Source organism: Clostridioides sp. ES-W-0016-02 (assembly GCF_020641035.1).
Lineage (GTDB): Bacteria > Bacillota > Clostridia > Peptostreptococcales > Peptostreptococcaceae > Clostridioides.
In genome coordinates this window covers 1076672-1090017 of record NZ_CP061361.1, presented here as the reverse complement: position 1 = coordinate 1090017, position 13346 = coordinate 1076672, and the positions used below count along the sequence as shown (strand labels likewise).

Annotated in this window: 13 protein-coding genes; 2 read left to right on the top strand and 11 right to left on the bottom strand. The window is 28.5% G+C overall.

The window, feature by feature from the left end:
- Window positions 1-5 precede the first annotated feature (5 nt).
- The 7 genes from IC758_RS05305 to IC758_RS05275 form a co-directional block, all read right to left on the bottom strand.
- The gene (locus IC758_RS05305; protein ID WP_227434019.1) at window positions 6-1016 is read right to left on the bottom strand and encodes an electron transfer flavoprotein subunit alpha/FixB family protein; all 1011 of its coding nucleotides are present in this window, start codon (window positions 1014-1016) and stop codon (window positions 6-8) included.
- Between the two features lie 17 nt (window positions 1017-1033).
- Entirely contained in the window at window positions 1034-1816 is a 783-nt protein-coding gene (locus tag IC758_RS05300; protein WP_227434018.1) for an electron transfer flavoprotein subunit beta/FixA family protein, read from the bottom strand.
- 56 nt (window positions 1817-1872) lie between these two features.
- Window positions 1873-3009: an acyl-CoA dehydrogenase gene (locus IC758_RS05295; protein ID WP_227434017.1), complete on the bottom strand. Its 1137-nt coding sequence runs from the start codon at window positions 3007-3009 to the stop codon at window positions 1873-1875.
- Between the two features lie 695 nt (window positions 3010-3704).
- Window positions 3705-4172: a YbaK/EbsC family protein gene (locus IC758_RS05290; protein WP_227434016.1), complete on the bottom strand. Its 468-nt coding sequence runs from the start codon at window positions 4170-4172 to the stop codon at window positions 3705-3707.
- Between the two features lie 85 nt (window positions 4173-4257).
- A complete protein-coding gene (locus IC758_RS05285) occupies window positions 4258-4800 on the bottom strand; it encodes a hypothetical protein (RefSeq protein WP_227434015.1) in 543 nt (180 codons plus the stop codon).
- A gap of 35 nt (window positions 4801-4835) precedes the next feature.
- The gene (locus tag IC758_RS05280) at window positions 4836-5531 is read right to left on the bottom strand and encodes an ABC-2 transporter permease (RefSeq protein ID WP_227834686.1); all 696 of its coding nucleotides are present in this window, start codon (window positions 5529-5531) and stop codon (window positions 4836-4838) included.
- Window positions 5531-6391 carry an ABC transporter ATP-binding protein gene (locus IC758_RS05275; protein WP_227434013.1) on the bottom strand — a complete coding sequence of 287 codons (861 nt, stop codon included), beginning with the start codon at window positions 6389-6391 and terminating at the stop codon, window positions 5531-5533. The genes IC758_RS05280 and IC758_RS05275 overlap by 1 nt, the downstream gene beginning before the upstream one ends.
- Before the next feature lie 136 nt (window positions 6392-6527).
- Here IC758_RS05275 and IC758_RS05270 point away from each other — a divergent pair, with 136 nt between their 5' ends.
- Together IC758_RS05270 and yfcE are read left to right on the top strand one after the other, a co-directional pair.
- The gene (locus tag IC758_RS05270; protein ID WP_227434012.1) at window positions 6528-7328 is read left to right on the top strand and encodes an NAD(+)/NADH kinase; all 801 of its coding nucleotides are present in this window, start codon (window positions 6528-6530) and stop codon (window positions 7326-7328) included.
- A 23-nt stretch (window positions 7329-7351) separates the two neighbouring features.
- The gene (gene yfcE, locus IC758_RS05265) at window positions 7352-7918 is read left to right on the top strand and encodes a phosphodiesterase (RefSeq protein ID WP_227434011.1); all 567 of its coding nucleotides are present in this window, start codon (window positions 7352-7354) and stop codon (window positions 7916-7918) included.
- A gap of 372 nt (window positions 7919-8290) precedes the next feature.
- On the opposite strand, the gene IC758_RS05260 is transcribed toward yfcE, so the two are convergent.
- From IC758_RS05260 to IC758_RS05245, 4 genes are all read right to left on the bottom strand, one after another.
- Window positions 8291-9343, bottom strand: a complete 1053-nt coding sequence (locus IC758_RS05260) for a cell wall-binding repeat-containing protein (RefSeq protein WP_227434010.1) — start codon at window positions 9341-9343, stop codon at window positions 8291-8293.
- Window positions 9344-9552: 209 nt separating this feature from the next.
- Complete coding sequence (pepT, locus tag IC758_RS05255) at window positions 9553-10779, bottom strand: peptidase T (RefSeq protein ID WP_227434009.1); 1227 nt, start codon at window positions 10777-10779, stop codon at window positions 9553-9555.
- An 88-nt stretch (window positions 10780-10867) separates the two neighbouring features.
- A complete protein-coding gene (ytvI, locus tag IC758_RS05250) occupies window positions 10868-11920 on the bottom strand; it encodes a sporulation integral membrane protein YtvI (RefSeq protein WP_227434008.1) in 1053 nt (350 codons plus the stop codon).
- Between the two features lie 150 nt (window positions 11921-12070).
- Window positions 12071-13324, bottom strand: coding sequence for an HlyC/CorC family transporter (locus tag IC758_RS05245; RefSeq protein ID WP_227482158.1), 1254 nt, complete (start codon window positions 13322-13324; stop codon window positions 12071-12073).
- Window positions 13325-13346 lie beyond the last annotated feature (22 nt).

The window sequence follows — 13346 nt, the reverse complement described above, 5'->3', positions numbered from 1 at the left end:
AGAAATTAGTTAGCTAAAACTTCACCTTTTTCTTTTGCAACACTTAATTGACTTATAAGTTCTGGAAGTACTTTGTGAACATCTCCAACTATACCAACATCAGCATATTTAAATATTGGAGCTTCTGGATTTTTGTTTATAGCAACTATAAACTCAGCATCTTCCATACCAGCTATATGTTGTATTGCTCCAGATATACCACATGCTATATAAAGGTCTGGTCTTACAGTTTTACCAGTTTGACCAACTTGTCTTGCTTTATCTAACCATCCTGCATCTATAGTTGCACGAGAACCAGAAACTTCTCCACCTATAACTTCAGCTAATTCATAAAGTATATCTAAATTTTCTTTTCCGCCCATTCCACGACCAGCAGAAACTAATATTTTAGCATCTTCTATTTTAACTTGTTTTTTAGCTTCTTTTATTATTTCTACAACTTGAACTAATTTGTCAGCCTCAGTAAATTCTACTTTAAAACGATTAATTACAGCTTCTCTAGTTTCATCAACTTCATTTTTCTTCATAACGCCTGGTCTAACTGTAGACATTTGAGGTCTGAAATCTTTGCAAACTATTGTTGCCATTATATTTCCACCAAAAGCAGGTCTTGTCATTAATAATAATTTTGTATCTTCAGCTACTGCAAGTCCTGTACAGTCAGCAGTAAGTCCTGTATGTACTCTAGCAGATACTCTAGGTGCTAAATCTCTACCTATTGAAGTTGCTCCAAATAATACAACTATTGGGTCCGCTGCTTTTATTGCTTCATATGCAGCCTTTGTATATGGTTCAGTTGTATACACTGCTAAAGCTTCATCATCTACTACTATTACTTCATCAGCTCCATAATGTGCTAATGTATCTATTAAATCTTCTACCTTACTACCTAAAAGTAATGCAGAAACTTTTGTATCATAATCTTTGGCTATTTCTGTTGCCTTTCCTAATAATTCTAAAGAAACAGTTTGAATTACATTTTCTCTTTGTTCTATTACTACTAAAACATTACCCATTCTTTATCCCCCCTTAATTATATGATATATTTTTCTTTTAATTTATCTATAATAATTCCAGCTGATGCTTTTGCATCTTCGTTGTATATTGTACCAGCTGGTTTAACTGATTTCGTAAATGATTTAAATACGCTAGTTGGAGAACCTTTTAGACCTAAGTTAGAAGGGTCAACTTCTATATCTTTTACAGTCCAAGTTTCTACTACATCATTTTCAAAAGAATCATATATTCTTCCAACCTTCATGTATCTTGGTGTGTTCATATCTTTAAGAGTTGTTATAAGGCATGGCATTTTAACTTTTAAGTCATGACAACAATCTTCAAATTGTCTTTTTACTAAAACATATTCGCCTTCAGTTTTTATTTCTTCAGCATATGTTATTGATGGAAGTTTTAAATGTTCAGCTATTTGAGGTCCAACTTGTGCAGTATCACCATCTATAGCCTGTCTTCCAGCTATTATAATATCAAAATCTATATTTTTTAATGCTCCTGCTAATGCTGATGAAGTTGCCCAAGTATCAGCACCTGCAAAGGCTCTATCTGTTAATAATATTCCTCTATCTGCACCCATTGCTAAAGCTTCTTTTAAAGCCATATCTGCTTGAGGAGGTCCCATTGTTATTACAGTTACATGAGCTCCCATTTCTTCTTTTAATCTTATCGCTTCTTCTAAACCTGCTTTATCATCAGGGTTTATTATACTTGGTACTCCATCTCTAATTAAAGTACCTGTATTAGGATCTAGTTTAACTTCTGTTGTATCTGGAACTTGTTTTATACAAACGACTATCTTCATAAATCCTTCCTCCATATCTATTTTAATATCGACCTATTGTGTATATTTTAATATCTCTATTTTAATAATTTTCCTGAAATAACCATTCTTTGAACTTCACTAGTTCCTTCATATATTTCAGTTATCTTAGCATCTCTCATCATTCTTTCTACTGGATAATCACGAGTGTATCCATATCCACCATGAAGTTGTACAGCTTTTGTAGTAACTTCCATAGCTGTTTCTGCTGCAAATAATTTTGCCATTGCTGCTTCTACTCCATAAGGTTTTCCTAAGTCTTTATTTATAGCTGCTTGATATACAAGATGTCTAGCCGCTTGTATTCTAACTTCCATATCAGCTAATTGGAATTGTGTATTTTGGAATTTTGATAGTGGTCTACCAAACTGTACTCTTTCTTTTACATATTTAACTGTTTCATCAAGAGCACCTTGTGCTAAACCTAAAGCTTGTGCTGCAATACCAATTCTACCACCATCAAGAGTAGACATTGCTATCTTAAATCCTTGGCCTTCTTTTCCAAGTAAATTTTCTTTAGGTATTCTACAATCTTCAAATATTAATTCACTAGTAGCTGAACCTCTTATACCCATTTTCTTTTCTTTAACACCAAAGCTAAATCCAGGAGTTCCTTTTTCAACTATAAATGCTGAAATTCCTCTATTACCTTTAGATTTATCAGTCATTGCCATTACTACATATATGTCACCAGCTATTGCATTTGTTATAAATATTTTTGAGCCATTAAGTATGTATTCATCTCCATCTAAAACAGCAGTAGTTTGTTGTCCAGACGCATCTGTACCAGCATTAGGTTCAGTAAGACCAAATGCTCCTAATTTTTCACCACTTGCTAATGGTCTTAAGAATTTTTGTTTTTGTTCTTCATTACCATATTGATATATAGGCCATGAACCAAGAGATGTATGAGCCGATAATATAACTCCTGTAGTTCCACAAACTCTAGACAATTCTTCAACAGCCATTATATAACCTACAGTGTCTCCACCTTCTCCACCATACTCTTTTGGATACGGTATACCCATCATTCCTGCCTTTGCCATTTTTTCCACTGTTTCATAAGGAAATCTTTCTTCTTCATCAAGCTCTGTTGCTAAAGGTTTAACTTCATTTTCAGCGAAGCTTACATATAACTCTTTAAGCATCTGATATTTTTTAGAATTTAAATCCATAATAGCCTCCTCAGTATTTTATAAATATTTTATTTTCATTTATTAATTAAAATCTCGGCAACATCTATAATAAAGTATTTGAGTATACGTCGAGAAATTTATAACCTTAATTAAAGTCCGCCCTATATTTATATGCAATTATATTAACCGATTATGACATTAATTTAATTATAAATTGTTAATTTAAAGTCAACTGTTCTTAAAAAAAATCTCGCTTTTTGGAATTTTGTGAAATTTCAAGCTAGAATAAGACTTCTCTCACAATGGTTATAGATAAAATAATTTGTTTATGATGTTCATTCTAGGGTATATCAATAGTAAATGTTATGTATATTAGTATTTCAACCCATATATAAATTTTTTCTATCATATCAAAATTATTTTAATAGAGCTAAATAATCATATTTTTTCGTGATTATTTTTGTTTTTTAAATATCTTACATTTATAATAGTATCACTCAAAGGATAATTTTTCAATAATTTCTAATTATTTTTTTAACAATATTTACTACATTTTTTCCATTTTTTTGTCATTTTTTTATTATTTTGAAGAAAAATCAGAATTTTTTAACTTTTTTTTGGATTATTAGTTTAAATTAGATTTTTCTCTTAGATTTATAAATATTTTCCACATAAAAATATCCCCACACAGACAGTATACAGGGATATTTTTTTACTAATTCTCATTATATTTTTTACCAATTTTTACAAACATCTACCCATTTCTCACACTTAGAAAATTTCTCCATTTCATCACATGTAAGTTCTATTGCTGAATTACTGCTACCACATGCAGGAAATACTGTATCAAATCTCTTCATTGAATCATCTAGATATACTTTTAAAGGATTTTTTAAACCAAATGGACAAACACCACCAATAGCATGTCCAGTAAAATCTAGAACTTCTTCTGGTGCTAACATTTTAGCTTTACAACTAAACTCATCCTTGTATTTTTTATTATCAATCTTAGCATCTCCAGCTGTAACAATTAAAATTGCATCCTCTCCTATTTTAAATGAAAGAGTCTTAGCGATTCTAGCTGGAATAACTCCTGCTGCTTCTGCCGCAAGTTCTACAGTAGCACTAGATTGTTCAAACTCTAGTATGCTATCTTCCCTTCCAAATTCTTTAAAATACTCTCTTACATTGCTTATTGACATTGAACACCCTCCTAACCTGAATATTTATAAATTTCATACTATTTTAATTATATATGCAATAACTTTATTTTTCAATTTTTTCAAATTACTCCATAACATTAGAATTCCATACATCATTATTTTTTCTAACTACTAGATATAAACCTTTTGCGATAGGCATTTCCACAGTAAATTCGCCCTTATATTCTACACTCATACCAGAGTCATTAAAATACCTGTAGTCAAAGTTTAACCCCTTTGGAATCACAAAATCGACATAACCTTGATTATTCGACTTTATCCCATAGTTTAAGGTTTTTTCAGTTATAGAATTTTTTTCATTAAACAAATCTATATTTACATAATAAGAGCATTTATTCTCTCCTTTTTTACTCTCAATACAATTCTCAAATCTCATTTTTGCACTGTTTAATCTATATCTGTATTTACTATTATTACTTATTTTGAATCTTATAACAGTACCAATTTCTTCACTTCTTCTGCTATCAAAATCAAAAACAATTTCCTCTAAATGATTTATTTCATAATCTTTGACACTTACCATATCTCTATATGCTAATTTATTTATAGCTATGAATAGTGTAAAAACTCCCAAAATAAAAATTGAAACTTTTATAAACTTATTCATTTCTAATCTCCTTATATTTTACGCTATAATATTAATTAAAAACTTTTATAATTAAACTTATTTTTTTTTGAAATCTTAATAGAAAAATACATAGATATTATAAAAATCATTATAGTCAAAAATGTAATACTATATAGATTTATATATCTAGTATTAGTCATATCAGTAATATAATTTGAAAGGTATACGCCTCCTACCTTACTATAATTAACATGCTTTACTTGATATACTATCATACTAACCATTCTTAAAATACTCCCATATACAAAATAAACTAAAATACTTATTATTAATCCACAAATTTTCATTTTGCCATATCCAAATTTAAAAAATAAAGGAAGTACTATTGATAAAATTGCTAAAAATATATTTATAGAAAAGAACACATCATTTAAAACCATGCTTCTAAAAAACACTAATGATGTCAATTTACTTATTAAAGATGCAATTGTTGTTATAAAAATTATTAATCCCGCACCTAATAAATACTTTGAATACACTATATCTTCAATACTAACTGGCATACTTCTTATAAATATTCTTGAATCACTTTCATAATCACATTCAAATGTATTTACAAAAATCAAATAACTTATGACAACACTTACAGTATAATACGAAATTGAATTAAGGAAAAAATAAAAAATAAAAAATAGCAATATGTACTTCAAATTACGAATCCCATCTGAACTAACTCCTACTATTAAATCTTTTCTTATCAAATTGAACATTATTTCACCTCATTTACATAATAATACATTAGTTCTTCTATAGTAGGATTTTTAACTTTATGTTTATCAATTTCTATCAATAAGCTTTTTACTTTTAAGCTATCTCCAACTTTTAGTAGTGCTTCACTATAATATTTATACTCTTTTACACCCACTATATTTTCTTTAATTTCGTCTAATTCTGCTTTATTTGCCCTAATTATTTTATATTCCTGCTCTATCATATCTTTCTTTATTGTAAAAATTTGATTTCCTTTATTTACAAAAATAAGATAATCCGCAATCCTAATTAAATTATCAGTATTGTGAGTTGAAATTATTACACTACTACTTCCATTTTTCACAAAATCTTTTAGATACTGCATTATTTCTTTTCTTACAATTGGGTCTATTCCAGCGGTTGGTTCATCCAAAATAAGTAGTTTTGCATTATGGCTAAGTGCATTTGCTAGCATAAGCTTCTCAGATTGTCCTTTGGATAAATTCTTAATATGTATATTTTCTTCTATTTCAAATTTTTCAAGATATTCATCAAATCTTTCTCTATCAAAATTACTATAAAATAAAGATACTATTCTTCTAAACTCTTTTACCTTCAAATGCGGATAAAATTGTAAAGAATCATATACAAAACCAATATTGTTTTTAAAACTTACTGGAGAGTTGTCAATTGTTTCATTACAAAGTTCAATTTCACCTTCATCAGCATCAATAATCCCCATTATAATTTTTATTAAAGTTGTCTTTCCAGAACCATTTGGTCCTATAACTCCAATAATCTCTCCTTCTTTTAATTCCAAGTTTATATTATTTAATTTAAATTTACCTAATTTTTTTGTGATATTCTTTACCTTAAACACGTCTTCACCTCTTATGTAATTTTTTATACCCCCTATACATATTTTAACACATTCACAACAAGCTAGGTCATTTATAAATTTATAAATTAAGAATTATAAAACTATGTTATAATACAAAGTATGAAGAGGTGAATATATGAAAAGAATTATAACTATAAATGCAAACCAATTAAATAAGTCCCTTGAGACTAAAGAACTCTTAACTAGAAAACTTGTCAACGCTGGCTTTGAGGTGTATTCAGATATTTATCCAGATACAGAACTTATTATATCAATTGGCGGTGATGGCTCTTTTTTAAGAACAGTTAGAGATTTCGATTTTCCTGAAATTCCCATAATGGGTATAAATACGGGACATCTGGGATTTTTTCCTGATATTTTACCAGATAAGATTGATAGCTTTATTGAAGCTTATATAAAAAAGGATTATATTATTCAAGAAATGTCACTTCTTAATGCTGAAGTATATACAACTACTAGTGGCTCTAACATGCTTGCTGTAAATGAAGTTGTTATAAGAGGAGACAAGTCTAGAACTATACATCTTAATCTAAGCCTTGATGATAAACATATACAAAATTTTAGTGGAGATGGTATGATTATTTCTACTTCCACAGGTTCAACCGCCTACAACTATTCTGCTGGTGGTAGTATTGTTGATATAAAACTTGAACTTATGCAGATTACACCTTTACATCCAATAAACACTAATGCATATAGATGTTTTACATCAAGTATAATATGTTCAAATGAATCTGTTATAAAAATTGCACCAGAATACAGATTTGAAGATTCATTATTGATTGTTGTTGATGGTGTTGAACACAGATTTAGACAAATTGAAAATATAAAAGTTAGCATGTCTGATGCAAAAATAAAATTACTTAGGATGTCAAATTACGAATTTTGGCATAGAGTATCTGAAAAATTTTTATAGACTGCACTTAGGAGGATTTTAATATGAAAATAGGAATAATGAGTGATACTCATGGTAGTTTACTTTACTTTGAAAAAGCATTAAATGTATTATCTGATTGTGATATTCTTTTACATGGAGGAGATGTATTATATCATGGTCCTAGAAATGATATTCCAGAAGGATATAACCCTAAAAAATTTATTGAAGTATTAAACAAATTAGAAAATATTATAATTGTTAAAGGTAACTGTGATGCAGATGTCGACCAGATGGTAATAGAACATCCTATTCAAAGTCCTTATGTCATGAGCCAATTTGGAGAAATTAGGATTATATTAAATCATGGTTATACAGAAACAGAAGAAGAAATTATTGATAAATCAAAGAAAATGGGTGCTGACATATTAGTTTTAGGACATACTCATGTAAAGAAACTATATATGGATGACAATTTAATAGTTATAAACCCTGGAAGTACTTCTATCCCCAAAGATGGAAGCCATTCTGTAGCAATTATAGATATTATAAAAACTGATGATGAAGATGAACTTGAACTTGATATCAATTTAATCGATATTAATACTGGAAATATAATCAACATTAACTAAATGTAGTATTCCATAAGAATGTATTAAAAACGTTAAAGGCTAATACTTAAAACATATAGAGTAAATTTAATTACAAAAGTAAAATATATTATAAAAAGACACTTTACACTAAAGTGTCTTTTCTATTCTATATCATCATAAAACTGTATAACAACATACGATATTGTAAAGTATCACAAAATTTCTACTAATTATGTTTTAAATAACTTCATCTGTATAACCTACAATATTATAAAGTGTATATTTGCACAAAAACAAGTAAACTAGGCTATTTGCAACTTAATTAGAATTTCAAATACATTAATTCAAACTTCTAATTAAACATAACTTAGTTTACTTGTCTCTATTATATAATATTGCTAATTGATAAAACTACTGTAATCCTAATGCTTCTGTATAAGGATTACTATTTTTTCCTCCACCAACTTGTACAAACTTATTTGCTTTTACTTTCTTTATAAAACTTTGTTGCCCATTACTTAAACTTCCACTTGCAAGAATGACAGGCGATTTTGTTTTTGCTGCCAATACTCCAGCAGCAAGCCCATCAACTAAATCAGCTTCTCTACCACTTCCATCCTTTGCAAAATACATATTACTAACCTTACTTAATTTTCCATAAAATTTTTCTAAAACTTTAGCATTTGTGTCTTTTCTATCTGTTCCAGCTAGTCTTTCTGAATTTACTAGTTGTCCCTCAAGTTTTTTGCTTATATTATATTCTCCGCCTATTATGTATGTCTCATTTGAATTTTGTGTTATAAAACTTTTAGCCTCACTTCGTATACTATCTTTACTTGCATATATTATAGCCATATTATCACTTGCAGCTGGACTTGATATAGAAGTTGCATCTGCTAGACCATTATAGCCATTAACTACTGCTATTTTTGAAACGCCTAAATCTCCTGTATCATCCAATTGTTTAGTAAGAAGCAAAGAAGTTTCTTCTCTATCTGCTCCTCCAATTCTGCTTACTAAAACACCTATATCTTCAAGATATTTTTTTACATTTGATGAAATTGCTCCTTCACTTCCAATTAAAATAATTTCTTCAGGATTAAGTCTTGTTATCTCATCTGCTACATTTTCTGGTACATTATTTTTATTAGTAAGTAGTATTGGAGCATCCAATTTGCTTGCCAAAGGAGTTGAAGCTAGTGCATCTGGTAATGAATTTGAATTTACTAGAAAAACCCTCTCTGAACCATTATTCCATCCACTTTGAGATATTTTTATAGCTGTATCAAATCTATCTTCCCCAATTAACTTTTCTCCCTTTGGAGATTTTCTGTTTTGAATATAGCTATTCATATTTTCCTGCGAATTTTGATTCTTGCTAGTTGTATCTGCATATACACAGCTAGGCATTACAAGCCCTAATACAAGTGCAAATACCATTATTTTTTTAGATTTAATTTTCAATATAATTCCCCCTTATTTAAAATATTAATACTTATAGACACTCTGCAATACTTATTTATACCCCAAAGTAAATATAATTACCTTTTATCAAGATAATTATAAAATAGCTACATCATCTTAAATACAAAACAAACTTATAATCCATTTGTTTCATAAAGAATGATATAGCTATTATAACTTTAAACTCTTAATTTTTGAATACTTTTTAACTAAACTCTTTCAGCATATTTTTCAGCTATTCTTATAATTAATTTAGTAGCTTTCTCCATAGAACTAACTGGAATACATTCATTTTTACCATGGAAGTTTAATCCTCCCGTAAATATATTTGGACAAGGTAGTCCTTCAAATGATAGTCTTGCACCATCAGTACCACCTCTTACAGGAACTAAACGTGGCTTTATGCCTACTTCTTCCATTGCCTCTTTGGCTATATCAACGATGAACATAACTGGCTCAATCTTTTCTTTCATATTATAATAAGAATCTTTTAAGTCTAGTTCCACTCTATTATCATATTTCTTATTTATTTTTTCTATATTTTCTATCAATATAGATTTTCTTTGTTCAAATTTTTCTCTACAATGGTCTCTAATAATATAAGCCATGCTTACAGTTTCAACATTTCCATTTATAGTATTTAGATGCCAAAAGCCTTCATAACCTTCTGTTGTTTCTGGTCTTTCATCCGCTGGGAACATTTCTGATATTTCAGCTGCTATATGTATAGCATTGACCATTTTATTCTTAGCTGAACCTGGATGAACGTTTCTACCATGTATAGTAATAGTTGCATTTGCTGCATTGAAGTTTTCACATTCAAGTTCTCCAACTACTCCTCCGTCTAAAGTATATGCATATTTTGCTCCAAATTTTTTAACATCAAATAGATTTGCACCTCTTCCAATTTCCTCATCAGGTGTAAATCCTATTTTTATATCTCCATGCTTAATTTCAGGATGATTGATTAAGTATTCTATTGCAGTTACTATTTCGGCTATTCCAGCTTTATCATCAGAACCAAGCAAAGTTGTTCCATCAGTAACTATTAAATCATCTCCTTTAAATTCTACTAATTCTGGAGAATCTTTTATATAGGTAACAACATTTAATTCTTCATTTAAAACTATATCTTTTCCATCATAATTTTTTATTATTCTTGGTTTAATATCTTTTCCACTTATATCTTCAATTGTATCCAAGTGTGATATAAACCCTATAGTATCTACACCTTCAACATTTCCTTTTAAAGTAGCCATTACATAACTGTTTTCATCTAAACTTACTTCATCAATACCAATTGATTTTAACTCTTCAACTATATATTCAGCTAAAACTCTTTGACCTTCTGAAGATGGACAATTTTCACATTGAGAATTCGATGTTGTATCAAATGATACATACTTTAAAAATCTTTCTACTACTTTTTGCTTCATGCATATACCTTCTTTCTTACAATATTAATGGAATTTTTATTTATTAGTGAATAAAATTTTACTACAAAAATATATTAATTATTTATAGTTAAAAGATATCCACCTTCTTAAGTATATCATGCATACATACCAAACCCAAACAAAAAATTACTCCTATTATTCCCTTTACCTGAATTCCAATAAAAATTGCAGCCAGTGTTGCTAATGGATTTAACCCAACATTTACTGATACTAATTTAGGTTCAAGTATTTCTCTTATCAGAGACAAAACAAAAAATATTATAGTCATACTTACAGCTATAAAATAATTTTTTATAAGAAAATAGTACACGATTATTGGAAGGTATATTGTTATTATTCCTAAAAATGGAATTAAGTCCATTAAAGCTCCTACAAAAGCTACTATAAGACCATATTTCAATCCAAATATAGCAAAACTTCCCCATATAGTAAAAAAAGTTATAGCCATAAGTATTGTATAAGCTCTTATATACCCTACAAGAGAAAGACCTGCTTCCTTCTTTACATTCTTTACCTTTTTTCTTACATCACTAGTAAACATATTATAAAAATTATTTTCAATTTTATCTAAATCTTTTGCTATAAAATATGTAGCAATAAACAAAGTAATTATAAATATTATAATATATGGAATAGAAGTAGCCAGTCCAATTATACTTGTAAGGAGATTTTTTGTAATATGCATTACTTCATTACTAAACTTACTTACTAATTGTTCTATATCAAAGTTAGCTATTTCTTGAAATGATTTCATATAGTTATTTACTTTATTTAAAAAATACATAATTGTATTGCTTATATCTTCAGGGTTAGCAGATATATTATTTAGGAATCTCATTAATTCTTTCACTGAATTTATTGCTATTATTGTAGTAACTGTACTTACTACTGCTACTGCAAGAAAACTCAAAACTAATGTAGATACACCCTTATTGATGCTAAACTTATTTTCTAATTTTTGGGATATAGGATTAATCATAAGAGCTATTATTCCACCTAAAAAAAATGGAGCTATGTATGGAAACGCTTTATAAATAAAAATAAACAACAATGTGTATATACAAAAAAAGATAGTGTTATTTTTTAATTTGTATAAAAAATCATTTTCTAATATATTCATCTTAAAAATCTCCTTCCTTCTAATTTATATTTCTATTTTGTCCATTTAATACTAGTTTTATTTGAATATAAAATAAAAATAAGTGCATTAAATATAGAATTTAAATTCTACATTCAATGCACTTATAATAAATTTAAGAACATTATTACATCATGTATATATTCTTATTTTTTTTATTCTGTTTTTTTCTATACTTTCTATACAAAATCTTATATTATCAACTTCAATTACTTCATTTTCTTCTGGCAGTCTGCTTAAATGTCCAATTATAAACCCACCTATAGAATCAAATTCTTCAGATTCTAAGTTTACACCTATAAGTTCATTGACATCACCAATTTTAGTACTTCCATCTACAATATACTCATCTTCTTTTATAACTTGTATTTCATCTTCTTCTTCATCATATTCATCTTCTATATCACCAACAATTACTTCTACTAAATCTTCTATAGTCAAAAGCCCAGATGTCCCACCATATTCATCTACGACTATAGCCATTTGACTTTTTTCAAGTTTCATCTCTTCAAGAAGCTGTGTTATCTTTTTAAACTCATATGTGAAAAATGGTTCTCTCATATAATTTTTAATATCAAATGACTCTATTTCCTCATCTGATAAAAATATAATATCTTTTATATTAAGTATTCCTATAATATCATCTACAGTTTCTTCATATACAGGCATTCTACTTAGTTTTTCTTCTTTAAATACTTGTATGATTTCATCGTAACTATCTTCCATATCTATAGCTACCATATCTATTCTCTGTATCATTGCATTTTTAGCTTGCATATCTCCAAATTCAAATACATTATTTATGATTTCTCTTTCTTCCATTTCAAGGACGCCTTCTTCATGGCTTACATTTACCATAGTTTTTAATTCCTCTTCAGTTATAAATGACTTGGCTCCTTTATGTGTTATACCAAACAATTTAAATATAACATTCGTAATTATATTAAATACCCATACTACTGGTCTTAATACAAATATAATTACTCTTATAGGCTTAGATACCAAAAGAGAAACCTTTTCTGAGTTACTTGCTGCTATAGTCTTTGGAGTAATTTCACCAAATATTAACACTAGTACTGTCATAACAGCTGTAGCAATTGCTACTCCTTTTTCTCCCATCAACCCTATAAACAGTGACGTTGATATGGATGTTGCTGCTATATTTACAACATTATTTCCAACTAATATAGAACTTAAAAGTTTATTTGGGCTTTCTATTAATGAACTTACTAACTTAGCTCCTTTGACTCCTTCATCTTGCATATATCTTATTCTGATTTTACTTAAAGACATTAAAGCTGTCTCTGATGCTGAGAAAAATGCAGACCCCATAAGTAATACTACTAAAATTATAATCTGGACCAAACTATTGGGCGATTCCAACACTTACCACACTCCTACTTACTTG